The 18278-nt window shown below is 59.4% G+C and carries 15 protein-coding genes, 1 tRNA gene and 1 pseudogene; 16 read left to right on the forward strand and 1 reads right to left on the reverse strand.

The window, feature by feature from the left end:
* Window positions 1–26 precede the first annotated feature (26 nt).
* The 12 genes and pseudogenes from ACNFIC_RS09410 (at window position 27) to ACNFIC_RS09465 (ending at window position 13287) form a co-directional block, all read left to right on the forward strand.
* Entirely contained in the window at window positions 27–7649 is a 7623-nt protein-coding gene (locus tag ACNFIC_RS09410; protein WP_416780868.1) for an RNase A-like domain-containing protein, read from the forward strand.
* A gap of 2 nt (window positions 7650–7651) precedes the next feature.
* Window positions 7652–7945, forward strand: coding sequence for a contact-dependent growth inhibition system immunity protein (locus ACNFIC_RS09415; protein ID WP_138220569.1), 294 nt, complete (start codon window positions 7652–7654; stop codon window positions 7943–7945).
* A 24-nt stretch (window positions 7946–7969) separates the two neighbouring features.
* Window positions 7970–8328, forward strand: a pseudogene (locus ACNFIC_RS09420) (EndoU domain-containing protein); the annotation flags it as partial.
* 6 nt (window positions 8329–8334) lie between these two features.
* Window positions 8335–8589, forward strand: a complete 255-nt coding sequence (locus ACNFIC_RS09425) for a MafI family immunity protein (protein WP_138220567.1) — start codon at window positions 8335–8337, stop codon at window positions 8587–8589.
* Between the two features lie 495 nt (window positions 8590–9084).
* Window positions 9085–9339: a hypothetical protein gene (locus ACNFIC_RS09430; RefSeq protein ID WP_416780869.1), complete on the forward strand. Its 255-nt coding sequence runs from the start codon at window positions 9085–9087 to the stop codon at window positions 9337–9339.
* A 98-nt stretch (window positions 9340–9437) separates the two neighbouring features.
* Entirely contained in the window at window positions 9438–10025 is a 588-nt protein-coding gene (locus ACNFIC_RS09435) for a cysteine peptidase family C39 domain-containing protein (RefSeq protein ID WP_416780870.1), read from the forward strand.
* On the forward strand, window positions 10022–10378 hold the full coding sequence (locus ACNFIC_RS09440; protein ID WP_416780871.1) for a hypothetical protein: 357 nt from the start codon (window positions 10022–10024) through the stop codon (window positions 10376–10378). Before ACNFIC_RS09435 ends, ACNFIC_RS09440 begins: the two co-directional genes overlap by 4 nt.
* A gap of 285 nt (window positions 10379–10663) precedes the next feature.
* Window positions 10664–10912, forward strand: a complete 249-nt coding sequence (locus tag ACNFIC_RS09445; protein WP_416780872.1) for a hypothetical protein — start codon at window positions 10664–10666, stop codon at window positions 10910–10912.
* Between the two features lie 2 nt (window positions 10913–10914).
* Window positions 10915–11295, forward strand: a complete 381-nt coding sequence (locus ACNFIC_RS09450; protein ID WP_416780873.1) for a hypothetical protein — start codon at window positions 10915–10917, stop codon at window positions 11293–11295.
* Window positions 11296–11532: 237 nt separating this feature from the next.
* Entirely contained in the window at window positions 11533–11703 is a 171-nt protein-coding gene (locus tag ACNFIC_RS09455) for a hypothetical protein (protein ID WP_416780874.1), read from the forward strand.
* 11 nt (window positions 11704–11714) lie between these two features.
* Window positions 11715–12440, forward strand: coding sequence for a hypothetical protein (locus ACNFIC_RS09460; protein ID WP_416780875.1), 726 nt, complete (start codon window positions 11715–11717; stop codon window positions 12438–12440).
* A gap of 1 nt (window position 12441) precedes the next feature.
* Window positions 12442–13287 (forward strand): hypothetical protein, encoded by an 846-nt coding sequence (locus ACNFIC_RS09465; RefSeq protein ID WP_416780876.1) that lies wholly within the window; start codon window positions 12442–12444, stop codon window positions 13285–13287.
* A 269-nt stretch (window positions 13288–13556) separates the two neighbouring features.
* On the opposite strand, the gene ACNFIC_RS09470 is transcribed toward ACNFIC_RS09465, so the two are convergent.
* Window positions 13557–13633 (reverse strand) — tRNA-Arg (locus tag ACNFIC_RS09470).
* A gap of 206 nt (window positions 13634–13839) precedes the next feature.
* Between ACNFIC_RS09470 and ACNFIC_RS09475 the strand changes: the two genes are divergently transcribed.
* From ACNFIC_RS09475 to ACNFIC_RS09490, 4 genes are all read left to right on the forward strand, one after another.
* Window positions 13840–14589, forward strand: a complete 750-nt coding sequence (locus ACNFIC_RS09475) for a GntR family transcriptional regulator (RefSeq protein WP_416780877.1) — start codon at window positions 13840–13842, stop codon at window positions 14587–14589.
* Window positions 14586–16310 carry a fumarate reductase/succinate dehydrogenase flavoprotein subunit gene (locus tag ACNFIC_RS09480; protein ID WP_416780878.1) on the forward strand — a complete coding sequence of 575 codons (1725 nt, stop codon included), beginning with the start codon at window positions 14586–14588 and terminating at the stop codon, window positions 16308–16310. Before ACNFIC_RS09475 ends, ACNFIC_RS09480 begins: the two co-directional genes overlap by 4 nt.
* Before the next feature lie 183 nt (window positions 16311–16493).
* Window positions 16494–16739, forward strand: coding sequence for a 4Fe-4S dicluster domain-containing protein (locus tag ACNFIC_RS09485; protein ID WP_416780879.1), 246 nt, complete (start codon window positions 16494–16496; stop codon window positions 16737–16739).
* A 124-nt stretch (window positions 16740–16863) separates the two neighbouring features.
* Entirely contained in the window at window positions 16864–18270 is a 1407-nt protein-coding gene (locus ACNFIC_RS09490; RefSeq protein ID WP_416780880.1) for an ABC transporter substrate-binding protein, read from the forward strand.
* The last annotated feature ends 8 nt before the right edge of the window (window positions 18271–18278 follow it).

Raw genomic sequence — 18278 nt, forward strand, 5'->3', positions numbered from 1 at the left:
TTTCACCGCTGTTTCGAGGACACGACATGGACGCCCTCCCACGCCCGGCCACCTTCTGCGGCCTGCCCAAGCGCGGCATTGTACTGCTGCTGATCAACGCACTGTTCTGGCAACCCCTCTGGGCGCAGGCTGCCCCAGGCATCGTGGTGAGCAACGGCACCACCCAACTGACCCAGGCGGGCAACGGCGTGCCGGTGGTGAACATTGCTGCGCCCAACAGCAGCGGCCTGTCGCATAACAAGTTCCAGGCCTACAACGTCGGCAAGGAAGGCCTGATCCTCAACAATGCCACCGGCAACCTGCAATCGACGCAGCTGGGCGGCATCATCGTCGGTAACCCCAACCTCAAAGGGCACGCCGCCAGCACGATCCTCAACGAGGTCAAGGGCGGCAGCCCCAGCCAGCTCAACGGCTACACGGAAGTGGCCGGGCGTTCGGCACGGGTGATCGTCGCCAACCCTTACGGCATCACCTGCAACGGCTGCGGCTTCATCAACACCCCACGCGCCACGCTCACCACTGGCAAGCCGGTGCTCGACGACAACGGCCGATTGCAGCGCTTCGAGGTCGACGGTGGACAGGTCGGCATCGAGGGCGACGGGCTGGATGCCAGTAATATCGACCAGTTCGAGATCATCACCCGCTCGGCGAAGATCAACGGCGAGATCCACGCCCGCAAACTGACCATCATCGCCGGCCAGAACGACGTCGCCGCCGATACCCTGGCCACCACCGCGCGGGCCAGCGATGGTAATGCCCCCGAGCTTGCCATCGACGCCTCGGCGCTGGGTGGCATGTACGCCAACACGATTCGCCTGGTGGGCACCGAGGCGGGTGTCGGTGTGAAGCTGGACGGCAACCTGGCGGCCAGCGCCGGTGACATGCAGCTCGACGCCAATGGCCATTTGCGCGTGGCCCAGGCCGCTGCCAGCGGCAACATCGACGTGCATGGCCGCAGTGTCGAACTGACTGGCCCCACTTACGCGGCCGGCAAGGTGACGGTGCAGGCCGATACCACCCTGACAAACCGCGGCACTTTGGCGGCTGCCGGTGATGTGGCCTTGACCGCTGGTGGCACGCTGCGCAATAGCGCCATCGTCGAAGCGGGCGTCAACCGCGACAACACCCGCAACCAGAGCGCGGATGTGACCCTGCGCGGCGAGACGGTCGAAAACCACGGCCAGGTGATCGCCAGCCGCACGCTGGACGTGACCGCCAGCGCAACGGTGAACAACCAGGCCGGCGTGCTATCCGGGCGGCAAGGGGTAACGCTGGCCGGCCAGCACTTGGACAACCGCGCCAGCGGCACCGTCGCCAGCCGCGACGGTGACCTCAAGGTTACCTTGAGCGGCACGCTGGACAACCGCGAGCAGGGCGCTCTGGTCGCCAAGGGCAAGGTCGAGGCCAGTGCCGCGCGAATCGACAACAGCAACGGTGTGCTGTCCAGTGGCGCGGCCCTGACCCTTGAGGCCAGCACCGCACTGCTCAATGCCAGCCTCGGCCTGATCGATGCCGGCACCACCCTGACCCTCAATGCCAGTGGTTTCGACAACCGTGGTGGCCAGGTTCAGGCCCAGGGCCTGGCCACGCTGACCCTCACTGGCGCTAGCCAGAACGACGGCGGCAGCCTATACAGCGCCAGCGGCCTGAGCATCGACAACCAGGGCGCAGCCTTCAGCAACCGGGGCGGCAGCCTGACCAGCGTGGGGGCCTTGAGCCTGCTGGCAGGCAGCTTCGACAACAGTCAGAAAGGCAACACCGCCAGCGCCGGCCTGTTGCGCATCGTGGTCGGCGGCCGTCTGGACAACACCGATGGCGGCTTGCTTTACAGCCAGGCCGGTGGTGCGGACCTGAACGCCGGGCATTTCGACAACAGCGGTGGCCTCACCCAAGGCGAAACCCTGACCCTGACTGGTGCCCGTGCCAGCAACGACGGCGGTAGCCTGATCGCCAACAGCGGCGCTGCGCTGCTTGAGGTGGGCGCCTACGACAACGGCACCGGCACCCTGGTCGCGCAGGGCCTGCTCAAGGTCATCGGTGACAGCTTCGCCAACCACGGCCAGGTGGCGGCCAACAGTATCAGCACCGAACTCAGCGGCGTCCTGGACAACCAGCGCGGCATCATCGAAAGCAGCCAGAGCCTGACCCTGGAGGCGGCCAGCCTCGACAATCGCAGCGGGAGCCTGCGTGCGCTGGGCAGCAGCGACAGTACCCAGGTGAACCTGCAAGGTCTGCTCGACAACCAGAACGGCACCCTGGAAAGCGCCAACCAGGACCTCAGCCTGAGCGCCGCCCGCCTGAGCAACGGTGGCGGGCAGATCACCCATGCCGGCAGTGGCCAGTTGGGCGTCTCGCTGTCCCTGCTCAACGATGCCGGTGGCGCCCTGAGCACGCGAGGCGCGCTCGACCTGCGTGGCGACAGCTGGACCAACAGCACGGCCATTCTGGCCAGTGCGCTGAACGTCGAGGTCGGCCAACTGACCCAGACTGCCAGAGGCAAGTTGCTCGGCATCAACGGCTTCACCGGCCAAGGCAGCGACTGGGTCAACGACGGCGAGATCGTCACCGACGGCAACCTGTCGCTCACCCTTGGCGGCGCCTACAGCGGCGCCGGCCAGGCCGACGCAGCCGGCACGCTGGGCTTGAGCGCCGCCAGCGTCAACCTGGGGAGCAGCGCCACGCTGCGCGCGGGAGGCGACAGTCAGCTGAACGTGACCGGTGCATTGACCAGTGCCGGGCGCGTCACCAGCAACGGTGATTTGCTGCTGCGTGCCAATGCCCTGCACAACCAGGGCACCCTGGGCAGCGCCGGTAGCCTCGAAGCCTGGGTCGACACCCTGCTCAACGACCATGGCCTGGTGTTCAGCGGCGAGCTTATGAGCCTGCACGCCCGCACCCTGACCAACCGCTACGGCGATCTCTACAGCTTCGCCGGCATGCAGGTCGATGGCGCCGATGGCAACAGCCGCGCCGAGAGCCTGGAGAACATTTCCGGCAGTCTGGAGTCAGGCAGCGGCATGTTGCTCAGGGCCGCGACGGTGACCAACCGCAAGGATGTCTTCAGCAACGTCGACCAGCTCACGGCGGGGAACATTTCCGTCACCTGCTACGACTGCAGCGGCGACCACCACAACGTCGACTACGTGGCCCGGGAGACCTTCACCAGCCAGGTCACCGAGGACTCTCCGGCGGCCACGCTGCAAAGCGGCGGCAACCTGATCGTCGACGCGGCCAGCCTGGCCAACCACTACAGCACCATCGCCTCCAACGGCGACATCAGCATCACTGCCGACAACATCGTCAACCAAGGCGCTGCAAGCACCACCACCCAGCGCACGCGCATCTGGAACACCGGCCGGGTCACCGACGGCACCGACGAGCGCTTCCGCGCCGCCTACGTGTACCCCTACAACGTCCAGGGCTTGCCCAAGGAACTGCCTCTGGGGGCGCTGAACAGCTGGTCGCAGGTCAGCGACATCACCACCATCAGCGACACCGGTATTGCCGCCGCGGCGGTGATCCAGGCTGCCGGCAGCGTGCACCTGAGTGCCACGCAGAACATCAGCAACGTGGTCGAGCACAAGGCCTCCGACGCAGGTGCCAGCCAAGTGGGCGACACTCGCGCCACCGGCGTGGCCCAGCCATTGGTGGTACAGCTCAATGCGCAACTGCCGGCCGACCTTGCCCAGCAGCAGGTCAACCCCACCACGCTGCCCGGCTTCGACCTGCCCAGCGGTGAAAACGGGCTGTTCCGCCTCAGCGACCCCGATCTTGCCGATGCCGCAGGCGCGGTCACGCTGGCCAACAACCCCAGCATCGCGCACCGCTATTTGATCGAGACCAACCCGGCGCTGACCGACATGCGCCAATTCATGAGTTCCGACTATCTGCTCGGTTTGCTCGACTACAACCCCGACAGCAGTTGGAAACGCCTGGGCGATGGTTTCTACGAGCAGCGCCTGGTGCAGCAGGCGATCACCGCTCGCACCGGCCAAGCCTTGCTCGATGGCCAGACCAGCAACGAGGCGCAGTTCAAGTACCTGATGGACAACGCCCTGGTCAGCAAGCAGGCCTTGAACCTGAGCGTGGGCGTGGCCCTGAGCGCTGAGCAAGTGGCGGCGCTGACCCACGACATCGTGTGGATGGAAGACCAGGTGGTGCGCGGTGAGCATGTGCTGGTGCCGGTACTGTACCTGGCCAACGCCAACACCCGCCTGGCGCCGAGCGGCGCGCTGGTGCAAGGCACCGACGTCAGCCTGATCAGCGGCCAGGACCTGCTCAACAGCGGCACCCTGCGCGCCACGCGCAACCTCAGCGTGCAAGCGGCCCGAGACATCACCAACACGCGCCTGATGCAGGCTGGTGAGCGCCTCGACCTTACCGCTGGCGTCGACGTCAGCAACCGCGCCGGGGGAATCCTCAGCGGGCGTGACGTGAGCGTGACCGCGATCACCGGCAACCTCATCAACGAACGCACTGTCAGCAGCACCGAGAACAGCGGCACCGGCTTCAGCCAGCGCACCAGCGTGGTCGACAGTGCGGCGCGTATCGAAGCCGCCAACGACCTGACCATCACTGCCGGCAACAGCATCGCCAACGTGGGTGGCGTCATCCAGGCCGGCGCGCAGGCCACCCTTCAGGCAGCCAACGACGTGCTGATCGCCGCCGCCGAGGAAAGCAACGCCAGCAGTCGCCAGGACAAGCGCCACAACATCAGCCGCAGCGACACCACCCAGCACGCCAGCGAAGTGAGCGCCGGCACCAACCTGAACATCCTGGCCGGCAACGACCTGACGGTGATCGCCAGCCAGCTCAAGGCGGGCAACGACATTGCTTTGCAGGCGGGCAACGACCTGTCGTTGATCTCTGCGGCCAACGACAGCAGCTTCGCCTATCGCTACAAAGGCCACGGCAAGAAGCTTGAGCAGCGCGAAGAGCACAGCCAGCAGGTGGCAAGTGTCGTTCAGGCCGGCGGCTCGCTCAACGCCATTGCCGGGAACAACCTGACCTTGTCGGCCAGCCGTATCAGCGCAGGCGGCGAGGCGTACCTGTATGCCGGCGACCAGCTCAACCTGCTGGCCGCCCAGAACACCGACTACAGCCTGTACGACAAGAGCAGCAAAGGCAGCTGGGGCAGCAAGAAGACCCGCCGCGACGAAGTCACCGACGTGACCTACGTCGGCAGCCAGATCAAGGCTGGCGGCAACCTCACCCTGGCCAGCGCTGGCGACCAGACCTACCAGGGCGCGCGCCTTGAAACCGCGCGCGACCTGAGCATCGACAGTGGCGGCGCGATCACCTTTGCCGCAGTCAAGGACCTGCACCAGGAAAGCCACGAGAAGAGCAGCAACTCGCTGGTGTGGACCAGCATGAGCGGCAAGGGGCGCACCGACGAGACCGTGCGCCAGACCGAGATGGCGGTGCAGGGCGAGCTGATGATCCAGGCCGCGCAGCGCATCACCGTCGACGTCAGGGAGGTCAACCAGCAGACCGTGCAGCAGACCATCGACGCGATGGTCGAGGTGAACCCGGACCTGGCCTGGCTGAAGGACGCCGAAGCACGTGGCGATGTGGACTGGCGTCGGGTCAAGGAGGTGCACGACTCGTACAAGTACAGCCATTCCGGGCTGGGTGGCGCGGCGCAGCTGGTGATCGCCATCATCATCGCCTACTTCACTGCCGGTGCAGCCAGCGGACTGGTAGCAGGCGCGGCGGGTACTGCGGGGGCAACCACGACTGCCGGTGCGGCCTGGGCCAGCTCAGCGACCATGGTCTCGACCACCACCGTCGGCGCGGCAACCACCACGGTCACCACCACCGTCGCTGCCGGCTGGGCTAACGCCGCCATGACCGCCGTGCTGGTGGGCATGGAAACCAACGCCGCGATTGGCCTGATCAACAACGGCGGCAACCTCGGCGCGGCGCTCAAGCAGGCTACCTCCAAGGATGCGTTGAAGGGGTATGCGATCTCCGGTGTGACGGCCGGTTTGACCACGGGCCTCTACGATCAATGGACCAGCACCGAAACCGGCCCGAGCACCACGCAAGGCGCCACGCAAACCACCGCGCAGAACAGCGGCAGCAACAGCACTGCGCTGCTCAACAGCGGCCCGGTACAGACCCTCAGCCCGCTGTCCAGTTGGTCGGGCGTCGGCCAGTTCGCAGCCAACCAGGCCTTGCAGAACAGCACCTCGGCGTTGCTCAGCAAGGCACTGGGGCAAAAGGGCAGCCTGGGCGATGCGTTGCAGCAGAGCTTGGTCAACACCTTCATGGCTGCCGGCTTCAACCTGGTCGGCGATATCGGTCATGAGTACCACCTAGACGATGGCAGCGCCGCGAAGATCGGCCTGCACGCGCTGATGGGCGGGCTGGCGGCCGAAGCCATGGGCGGCGACTTCAAGACCGGCGCGTTGGCGGCCGGGGTCAACGAGGCGATGGTCAAGTCGCTGTCCGACGCCTACAAGAACATGGACCCGGACGACAAGCAGCGCCTGCTGGTGATGAACTCGCAACTGATCGGCGTGCTGTCGGCGTCGTTGCAGGGCGGTGACGACAAGAGCGTGCAGGTGGCAGCGGCGGTCAACGCCAGTGCTACCCAGTACAACTGGTTGCTGCATGGTGAGATCGAGGAGGCTGACCGCGCGCGTGAGGCCTGCAAGGCTCAAGGCGGGGACGTAGTTGCCTGCCAGGACAACGTGACCCGGGCGATCGATGCACTGGACAAGGCACGCGATCTTGATCAAAAGAACCACGCGCGCGAGATTCAGCTTCAGGCGTTGAAAGACCGCGATTGGACGGAGCAGGAATATCGCAAGGCGGTATTCGACGACTATTTCGCCGCCCAGCAAGTCGATCAGGCCGATGTCACCTACGCCGGGTATGCGCCCGCCAGGGAGCTTGGCTTCGTCGCCTCGGAAATGGGCCTTGGTTACATGCGCGAGGCGGTTAGCTGGCCGGGCAAGGCAGTCGATACACTTTCGCAGGTCGCCCAGCATCCAATCGACACCGTGCAAGGGGTGTGGGCTGGCTTGCTGGACAGCGCGAGTGCAGGCTACGCTTGGGCCACCAGTGATATCCCAGCCCAAGGCATCGAGCGGGCCATTGACGAGGCTCAGGCCAAGGGGCCGCAGGGTACGGGCGAGTTCCTGTTTGACGCGACCACTGGCATTTTGACTGCTGAATTGGGTGGGGTGGCGGTCAAGTGGGTGTCGGGGCGCTGGGTGGCTTCGGGTGCAAAAGAAGCTGGGAAGGCAGTTAGCCCAATTGTTCCAGGTGGTGGACTTGCAGCTCATGAGGCAGCTGGTGGGCACTTGCTTGCAAAGCATGTCGGGCAATCAGAGGCACAGTTGTTAAGCCGTCTTTCGGCGGAGCCTAAAATTACTGGCTCGTCATCTTTTTATGATCGAACAGTTGCTGAAAAGGCCGTTTCACAAACCTTGGATATGAAGCGAACAGAAATTGCGAACTGGCTTTCTGGAAGCGCAAACCGCTTGAGACTTGACCATACGCTATCAAACCCTGTTGGAATATCTGTTGCTCGCGGCGCGTCCGGTGCAGTAGATGCAAATTCGGTCAGGGTAATACTTGTGCGTGATTCGAAAATTTCAACAGGATATAAAATTCTTACAGGATTCCCTACGGTGCCATGAGTATGAAAAATTACAGCGTTATCGGTCAGTTATTAGGTTGCTATTTTCATCAAGACTGGCCTGAAGAGTTCAGTAATAGCAGTGAGGTGATTCATGAAATTACTAATAGTGAATCTCGTGAGAGGTTGCTCGCGGGGGCTGGTGAGCTTGACCAATTGATTGCTCTTAATCTTCCTGAAGATGCTTGTCGCGAGATTATGATTGCTAAAGTTGGATGTTTCTTTGAGCCCGAATCCGAAGGCCTGACATACGCAAATTGGTTGTTGATGGTGCGGGCTGCTTTCTTAGAGAAATAATAAGTTGGTGCAAAAGCGACTAGAAAGGATTATGTCGATGTTCTTTCCCCTGAAGCAAAAAACATATTTTGTATGGCGATAAGCCTGAAAGTGGTGGCCATATGTGGCCAGGTCAACCAGGGAAGACAGTTTTCCCTCGGAGTTGGTCGGCAGATAAAATAGTTCACGAGGTTGGCGACATTGCGACGTCTCCTAATACCAAGTGGTACGCCCAAACAGGAACTGGCGGGATTTATACAAGCAAAGGCGATCCTGCCAAATGGGTTGCTTATGAAGTGCGTGACGGAGTTCGTATGCGTGTTGTTTACCAGCCAGCTACGGGCAAGGTGGTCACGGCCTTTCCCGACAATGCACCAATTCCAACCTATAAGCCCATAAAGTAGGTCTCTATGTACGCTGATCGTATTGTCAAATTTGGAGAGCGATTCCAGGGGCGGCTAGATTCTACGCTGCTTCAGGGAACATTAGATTATGTCGGATATAATGAAGAGAGTCTGGCTTTCGAGATTTTGTGTGACCATATTTGCGAATATGATGTATCTATAAGTGATGAGGAGTATACCGAAGCTATTCAATTGGCCTTGGGTATGGGGTTATCTTTGGAAGAAGGGCCATTCAAGCATCTGAAGGGCTTGAAGTCATAGATTTACTATTGGTGCAAAAGCAGCAGGAAATGCTACGTCTCATGCGGCTGGTGATATTCGTTTCTCACAGAACACAGTGTCGTTCAATAAGGCGGATCGAGTTAGTGGCACTCAATATACCTACGACAACCTGGTTCAAAGTATGCGAGCCAATGGTTGGAAAGGTGATCCTGTCGATGTGGTGAAAATGCCCGATGGAAAGCTGATGAGTATGGATAACACCCGTATAGCAGCAGCTAGAGAGGCCGGAATTGACGTAAAAGCAACTGTGCGAGGTTTCGACGATCCTTTAAGGATTCTCCGATCAAGTCAGCACAGGTCAGGCTGCCTGTGCTGACTTGATCGGAGTTTCCCTAGCTGCATCTGCCGCCGGCGTGCCCATCAAAATCGTTCCCGCCACCGAGGCCGAAATAGCCAAGGAAATTGGAAGGAAGATGACTACACCAAACAACGGTTCTATAATTTGTGTTCGTGGGGTTTGTAAATAGGTGACTTATGGATTTAGATAAAATGATTGAGAGTATTAAAACAAGAGAGGAGCTTGCAGACTTTATTTGTGGGCTTAAGGAAGATTTGGAATTAAATTCAGGCGAGTGGGAAAACCCTACGCTGGAAAGGTTTTTGGACGCAATGGAAGGTTGGGTTCGAGCGATGAATTTCTATGCAATGAACTCTGGAGATGAGGAAGCCCTCATCCCTAGTTGGCAGACATTTGCAAAAATATTGTTTGCATCTAAGATTTACGAATAGTATTAGCGTTTTAATGGGGTTTTTGGTACAAAGGGGGAGCAACGCTATCAAATGATGTTTTGGTCGAGGCGCGTATTGTCAATGATACGAAGGGGCAATTGACTGCTGAATTGGGTGGACTGGCGGTCAAGTGGGTGTCGGGGCGTTGGGTGGCTTCGGGTGCAAAAGCGACAGGGACGGCTGGAGAAGTTGCAGGCACGGGCGCTAGAAATCCGTTGCTTGATGATGTGATACCGAGAGGCGGTGATCGTCTGGTCGTGAATCAAGGAGTTGTGCCTACTTGCGGTCACAACTCTTGTGGGATGGTTCTGAATACGTTGGGCAAGGAACTTGATGTAGGCACTCTTATCCAAAAGCTCCCGCCCTCTGAAAAAGGAATTTTTGCTCAGGATGTTGCTAGCCTGATGAAGTCTGAAGGTATTCCTGCAAGTGCCTTTGGGAACAGAAATGTCGCTGATTTGGCTAGGTATACCTCAAATGGAACTCCGGTAGTTTTTCGAGTTGCTGACAAAGCGACAGGCTCTGTTTTTTTCAATTGTGTTGTGGTGGATGGGGTTATAACTAGAAATGGCATTTCTGTTGTAGCTATTCGTGACCCGCATGGTAAGCAGTATTTCAGTCCTGTTAGTGCCTTTGAAAGAAATTTTTCGGGTGAGGTTGTTGTTCCTCGGAGTGCTTTGAAATGAAATTAAATATTAGCTTCCCCAAAAATATGCACACTGAGCAATTGCTCAGGCAGGAGCGAATTCCTTGTTTGTGCAAAATATCTAAAGAATTTGAGATTTATTTTTCGGATGCTGTTCCGGAGGTGTTCGGAGTCGTATCTGAATGGGATCGTAATGAGTTGGAGTTAAGAGCTACTGCGGGTGGGGGAGGGCAATATACTCACTATGCGAACAGTCTGATTACCTTGAGGGAAATTGAGCCTGATGTTTATAAAGTCATTGGGCTAGAAATGTTTTATAAGAACTTCGGGTGGTGTATTGTCTTGAAGGATGGTGAGTATGCGCCGCCAGGGAATTTTTGGGACGAAGAGTGAAGGTTTTTGATGGGCTCTACTGACAGGCTGGTGTAAAAGGTGGTGCAAAAGAGGTATCCACGAAGAATCCAAATCCAACTAGCGCACTTACAGAAACTGAAGCCGGCACTACAAGGCTGCCACAAACTGGATCTTTGAAGGGCGAGCCAGAGCTGCCGCCAAAAAATGAAGTCCAGATAGGGTTCGATCAATTGAGCGTCAAAATGAGGCCGCCAAAGGTCTTGCTAGCGCTGGCTATGATGTAGAGCAACTAGCTAATACGGGTAAAAAGTTGCCAATCCAGATTTGCGGATCAATGGAGAACTGGCTGATGTTGCATCTCCGAGAACGGGCAGTGTTGGCTCTGTGTTGATGACCATTAATGACAAGGTCAAAAAACAAGCCAGCAGTGTAGTGATTAATCTGGCTGACTCTCCGCTGACTATCAATCAGGTAGGCGATGCCTTGAGTCTTAAACTCGTGGCAGATTTGAAGACGCTATATCTCATGAAAAATGGAGAGTTCAAGGTGATTGAGGTTTCGAAATGGCAATAACCATGAGCCTTGAAATCGCGACTGGCACTTCCATGCAGGAGATTGGGTCGGTTTTATCGGGGGTGGGGGCTGAGGTCTGCATCGATAATGATGATCTATCAGGGAACTTGGGTGCCTCCAACACGTATTTTGTATTTCGTAAGTGCCATGAGCTGGAGCAGGTTGTAACTGAGGGAGTAAGCGTAAGTTGGGCTGTGGGGGTCAGGGGGGCATTCCATTGTCCGGTGGACTCTCTTGCGCAAGGATCGAGCGACATTAAGCGTTTTTTGACTGATTTGTCTGAAAAAAACCAATGTTATTTTATTTTTTCCTTTCAGTACGAAAGTGTCTATGCAGTTCGCGATGAAGATGGGCTTCGGTTCTTGAACGAAATGGTGGGCTAGTGGTGCAAACTGCCCGGGTCGAGGTGCCTTTACAGGCAGTGCGTTGGCAGTCTGCGCAACCGCTAGGCCTCATCCCGTGGTTAGAAATTGAGTTGCACCTTGCTAAAACTGGGCATCCACAGCAGTGCGACTGGTATAACGTCGGTGCCGAACGAAACGGATATTTCCCGCTTGTTGATTTCCAGAAGGGTAAGACGCTGGTGAGTCGATACGACAGGCAGTACGTGGTTAGGCCGTATGCAAGATCATATTATCGATTTGGGGACAACTGGCGCAAAAGTGGACGGTATGCCAGCAAGCATGGTGCTTGATCTGCACGTTCAGCCTGGTGATTCGGCCGCTGCCAAGTCACTTATCCAATTTGGCCGTGACTATGATGTCAAAGTGGTTATTAAAGAATTTAGGTGAGATTTTAGGAATTGAAACGATTCAAGTTTGTTTTTGATATCGATTCGATCAGTGGCTTGCAGATGCTGGTTTTGGTTGAGCAGGTTTTAAGTAAACTTTTCTCTCCTGTAGAATTTTTTTTGCAGGGAACCAAGATTGATGTCAAGAAACTTGAAAAGGAAATACTGAAGAAAAAGTCATGGCCTAGTGGCTTGGTGTCAGGTGGGTATGGGCTCCGATTCGGGCTGCTGCCAGCAATGGGTTATTGCTTTTTGGTGCTGGAAGAACTAGAAGGTCATGATAATGCTGAGTTGCAAGAGGAATTAGGGCCTATTCTCGGTGTGCAAGGTTTTATTCAGGCATGGGCTTCTGATATCGACTATGATTTTTGGCAGAACGCCACAGACCCTCTAGAGTTTGAATGCGCGGGTCGCTCGCTTTTCGGTCTTCCGATGAAATCGAATGGTTTACCTCCTCCCTTGGATCAAATGGAAATTGATACGTCAGGGAATCCTGGTCGTAACGTGCTTAGGCAAGGGTATATTGAGGCGATTGGCAGCACGATGTGGCTGGGTAGTCTCTTCTGGGAGCGGGTGGGTGTAGATAAGCGCTCCTGCGTTTCATTGTTGGAAAGCCAAGGGGTTAAAGTGTATGAGGGCGTTAAATTTTTCAAGGTTGTAACATCTGACAAGATTTTTTCTGATGACTCAACCATGGAAGAACAACATGCGCTGAGGCAGATCTTGTTCGGACTGTGAGTTGAGTTATGAGGTCAGGGCAGGGCGAAGCGTAATTCTGGATAAGAGATCTGTCCCCTTTTTGCTTGTTTATGTGAATGAAAAAGGGCCTAGACGCTATGCCTGTTTTGGACATGGTCAAAAAAAGAAGCATGTGCTGGAAGTGAGCTTGCTGCTGTTGCAGGAAGACCCGGACGACGGGGTGGCGCTGGGTAATGTCGCCTGTCATCTGATGGACAGCATCTTCTCTGGTTGGCTGGTTGGCTGTTATGAGCTCGTCCAGCCTTACATGCCGGGGTTGTTGGACAGAATTGACCTGGCCATCTCCAGGCAGGACGACTTTGGCAGCGATTTCGATCTGTATATGGCTCGCCTGCACAAGTACCGCAGCCTCGGTGCCTGGGCGATGCAGGAAGCGCAACAGACGCTGCGCTTTGCTCAAGCCTGTGATGGGATGCTCAAGTCCGCCACCCTCTCCAACTGGGGCAAGGCAGGTTTGCAGACCGCGTTTCTGGACGAATACCTGGCGCTGTGCGTGCTTGCCCAACGCTATGCCGAGGGTATCTCGGCGTATGAGCAGCATCAGGGTGTTCCGACTGACAAACGCCTCACTCAATCTCCGCGACGCTTTGCCTATGAACTGTGCAAGGCCAAGGCGCAGGGAGACGTCGATACGCAACCGTTCTACGCCCTGGGCCAGAAGGTGCTCGCTGCCAATCTGGAGCGTAACTGGCTTGGTAAAGGGCAGGTGGCGGTGTCGGTGATCTGGCTCAATCTCGTGCACGGCACCCTGGGTGGCAAACAGGCGCCTCTTGAGGCGGTGCTGGCGGCGCATGCCGACATGCCAGGGGTCGAGGCGCCTTTTTAGGCAGTGCCTGGGCAGTCTGCGCAACCGCTAGGCCTCATCGGTACGCGTGACTCGCTGCTCGCAAAGGCGTTTGGAAACCGTCTGACGGCAGAAGATCAGAAATCGCGCAATAAACGTTTGCGAATTTATATTGTGCGCAAAATATAGTGGCGCGCCTATATCAGCGATGCTGAGAAAGTGGCGCTTGCGTTCCATCTGACAGGCGTAGAAAAACCTGCGGCAGACGCGCTTGATCCAGACATTTGAAGGGCGGTGATACGAGGGGGAGGTGGCGCACTCGGCGGGATTCGAACCCACGACCCCTGCCTTCGGAGGGCAGTACTCTATCCAGCTGAGCTACGAGTGCACGGGGCGCATCATACCCATCTGTTCCTGTGGCGTCCATCGCCTTGATCTGTAGCCTTTTTTCCAGCAAAAGCAGGCTGTTGCAGCCACCGTGCCCGGCGCTGGGGTCTATGGATATGCGATATCGGTATTTCCAGCCTGCGCTTCATACCCGTTATCTTCTGGTCACAACTTGTTATAACAAGTCAGCCGACAGCGAAGATGACCATGGCCGAACTGCTCCCCCTTTCTCCCGTACCGCTCTACACCCAGCTCAAGGAACTGCTGCGTGAGCGCATCCTCGACGGCAGCTACGCGCCGCACAGCCGCATGCCCTCGGAAAACGAGCTGGGCAAGGCCTTCGATGTCAGTCGCATCACCGTGCGCCAGGCGCTGGGCGACCTGCAGAAGGAGGGGCTGATCTTCAAGATTCATGGCAAGGGCACCTTCGTCGCCAAGCCCAAGGCGTTCCAGAACGTCAGCACCTTGCAGGGCCTGGCCGAGTCGATGACGCAGATGGGCTACGAAGTGCTCAACCGCCTGCGCAGCCTGCGCCATGTGCCGGCCAATCCGCTGGTGGCGGCTCGCCTTCAGGTTGCAGAGGGTAGCCTGGTTACCGAGATTCGCCGGGTGCGCTTGATCAATCGCGAGCCGGTTTCGCTGGAAATCACCTGGTTGCCCCACCACGTGGGCGAGAAGCTGGAAAAGGCCGACCTGGTCACCCGCGACATCTTCCTGTTGCTGGAGAACGACTGCGGCATCGCCCTCGGCCATGCCGACCTTGCCATCGACGCGGTGCTCGCCGACAGCGACCTGACCCAGGCCCTGGCGGTGGAGGAGGGCTCGCCGATCATGCGCATCGAACGCCTGACCCACACCGCCGACGGCACGCCGCTGGACTTCGAACACCTCTACTACCGTGGCGATGCCTTCCAGTACCGCCTGCGCATCGACCGCCAGAAGGGGAGCAAGGCATGAGCATTCACACCCAGGACTACGACATCGTGGTGATCGGCGGCGGCACCGCCGGACCCATGGCCGCAATCAAGGCCAAGGAGCAGGACAAGAACCTGCGCGTGCTGCTGCTGGACAAAGCCAACGTCAAGCGCAGCGGCGCCATCAGCATGGGCATGGATGGCCTGAACAACGCGATCATTCCCGGCCACGCCACGCCCGAGCAGTACACCAAGGAAATCACCGTGGCCAATGACGGCATCGTCAACCAGGCCGCCGTGTACGCCTACGCCAGCAAGAGCTTCGAGACCATCGAGCAGCTCGACCGCTGGGGCGTGAAGTTCGAGAAGGACGAGACCGGCGACTACGCGGTTAAGAAGGTCCACCACATGGGCGCCTACGTGCTGCCGATGCCTGAGGGCCACGACATCAAGAAGGTGCTGTACCGCCAGCTCAAGCGTGCCCGGGTCGAGATCAGCAACCGCATGGTCTGCACCCGTGTGTTGCTCGATGCCCAAGGCGCCGCGGCTGGTGTGCTCGGCTTCGATTGCCGCAGCGGCGAGTTCCGGGTGATCCGCGCCAAGGCAGTGATCCTTGCCTGCGGCGCCGCTGGCCGCTTGGGCTTGCCGTCGTCGGGCTACCTGATGGGCACCTACGAGAACCCGACCAACGCCGGCGACGGCTATGCCATGGCCTACCATGCCGGTGCGGAGCTGGCGAACCTTGAGTGCTTCCAGATCAACCCATTGATCAAGGACTACAACGGCCCGGCCTGCGCCTACGTCACCGGCCCCCTGGGCGGCTACACCGCCAACAGCAAGGGCGAGCGCTTCATCGAGTGCGACTACTGGAGCGGGCAGATGATGTGGGAGTTCCACCAGGAGCTCGAAGGCGGCAACGGCCCGGTGTTCCTCAAGCTCGACCACCTGGCCGAGGAAACCATCCAGAACATCGAAGAGATCCTGCACAGCAACGAGCGCCCCAGTCGTGGCCAGTTCCACGCTGGGCGCGGCACCGACTACCGCCAGCACATGGTCGAGATGCACATCTCCGAGATTGGCTTCTGCTCGGGGCATTCGGCCTCGGGGGTGTGGGTCAACGAAAAGGCCGAAACCAGCGTCAAGGGCCTGTATGCCGCCGGCGACATGGCTGCGGTGCCGCACAACTACATGCTCGGGGCCTTCACCTACGGCTGGTTTGCCGGGGTCAACGCCGCACGGTACGTGGCCGGGCGCGAGCATGCCGAGGTCGACGCCGGGCAGGTCGAGCGTGAGCAGGCGCGGGTGTTCGCCCCGTTGCAGCGCGAGCACGGGCTGCCGCCTGCGCAGGTCGAGTACAAGCTGCGGCGCATGGTCAACGACTACCTGCAACCGCCCAAGGTGACCAAGAAGATGGAGATCGGCCTGGCGCGCTTCGCCGAGATCGAGCGCGACCTTGCGCAGATGAAGGCCAACAACCCGCATGAGTTGATGCGTGCGATGGAGGTCGCGGTGATCCGCGATTGCGCCGAAATGGCCGCGCGGGCTTCGCTGTTTCGCGAGGAGAGCCGCTGGGGGCTGTACCACCACCGCGTCGACTTCCCCGAGCGCAACGATGACGAGTGGTTCGTGCATTGCCATCTGAAAAAGGGCGAGGGCGGTGCGATGACCAGTTTCAAGAAGTCGGTCGAGCCGTACCTGATCGCCCTGGATGCCGAAGAACAGACCGCGTATGACCGGCTGCGAGTGAAAGCCGACGCGGCATAGGCAACGCCGAATCCTGTGGGAGCTGCGGTTCGGCGCCCCGACTTGCCCGCGAAGCAGGCAACGCGGTGTATGGCACCGGCTTTGCCGGTGTTCGCGGTGGTCCGGCACTCCGGCAAGCCCGCTCCCACAGGTTATGTGAGTTCACCGAAGAACGAGGGCCAAAGGCCCCAAGGACCCCGTGAAATGGCCTACCAACCCCAGGAAATCTTCTTTCGCAGCAGCGCTCCGGTCACCATCGACGAAGACAAGTGCATCGCCGAAAAGGGCTGCACCGTCTGCGTCGAGGTCTGCCCCATGGACCTGCTGGCCATCAACCCGACCACGCAGAAGGCCTACATGGCCTTCGACGAGTGCTGGTACTGCATGCCCTGCGAAAAAGACTGCCCCACCGGCGCCGTGAAGGTCGACATCCCGTACCTGCTGCGCTGACCCCGAAACACCCGCCATCCGGCCGAACCACCGGACGCCCACCTGCAATGCCCCTCGTTTCCCACCACCCGACCGGGCGGCGGAGACGACTCAAATACCTAAAACGATTCGAGGGGATATACCCATGCGCCTTGTAGCAACCGTGGCCGGCCTTGCGCTGGCAATCACTGGCCTGAACGCCAGCGCCGAAACCATCCGCATCGCCATCGGCACCCAGGACACCACCATCAACTGCGCCACCGGCGGCCTGCTGATTCGCGAGCTGGGCCTGCTCGACAAGTACCTGCCCCACGACGGCAAGTACAAGGATGCGCAGTACCAAGTCGAGTGGAAGAACTTCACCAGCGGCGCGCCGCTGACCAACGAGATGGTCGCCGGCAAGCTCGACTTCGGCGCCATGGCCGACTTCCCAGGCTCGTTCAATGGTGTCGCCCACCTCGATGCCGGCAAGCGCAGCCTGTTCATCAGCGTACTGTCGGGCAGCGTGCACGGCAGTGGCAACGGTATCGTGGTGCCAGCGGCCTCCAGCGTGCAGTCGCTGGCCGAGCTAAAGGGCAAGACCATCTCCGTGCCGTTCGCCTCCACCGCCCACGGCATGCTGCTGCGTGCGGTCGCCGCGCAGGGCTGGGACCCGCAGAAGGATGTCAGGATCATCGCCCAGGCCCCGGAGATTGCTGGTTCCGCGCTGCGCAGCAACCGCATCGAGGCCCACGCCGACTTCGTGCCGTTCGCCGAGCTGTTCCCCAACCGTGGCTTCGCCCGCAAGATCTATGACGGCGCCCAGGCCAATGCGCCGACCTTCCATGGTGCGCTGGTGGATGCCGACTACGCCAAGAAGTACCCCGAGGTGGTCACCGCCTACCTGCGTGCGAGCCTGGAGGCCGATCGCCTGATTGCCGCCGAACCCGAAAAGTACAGCGAGCTGATCGAAAAGGTCACCGGTGTCGAAGCCGAGGTGAACTACCTGTTCCACGGCCCCCTCGGCTTGCAGACCCGCGACCTCACCTGGAAGCCCGAGTACCGCCAGGCCGTGGCGACTTCGATCGACACCCTCAAGCTGTTGAAGAAGACCGACCGTGGCCTGGATACCCAGCAGTTCATCGACGACCAGTACATCCGCGCGGCCTTCAAGCAGGCCGGTCAGGACTACGACAAGGCCCTGAAGGACTACGCGCCGCTGCCACTGAAGGCCAGCGATGCGCTGACCGGCAAGCCGATCACCGACTTCAGCCGCCTGGCGCAGATCTGGGTGCGCGGCGAGGACAAGGTGCGCCACTACGCCTCGCCTGAAGCTGCGCTCGGTGCCTTGGCCCAGCTGGAGCAGGAGGGCAAGGACATCCGTGCGATCTACGCCCAGGCTGCCGACAGCGGCATCAAGCTGTTGGCCAACCAAGCCTGGTTCGTGCGCAACGGCAAGGGTGAACTGGCCGCCTTCCTGCTCAAGGATCAGGCCGAGCAGTACGCCAAGGCCCATGGCGGCGAGGCGCTGGACTTCGTCCACGCCAACCAGAAGCTGCTCGCCCAGCGCTGACCGGAGCC

This window comes from Pseudomonas sp. NY15463 (genome assembly GCF_048068415.1).
GTDB classification, from domain to species: Bacteria; Pseudomonadota; Gammaproteobacteria; order Pseudomonadales; family Pseudomonadaceae; genus Aquipseudomonas; species Aquipseudomonas mosselii_C.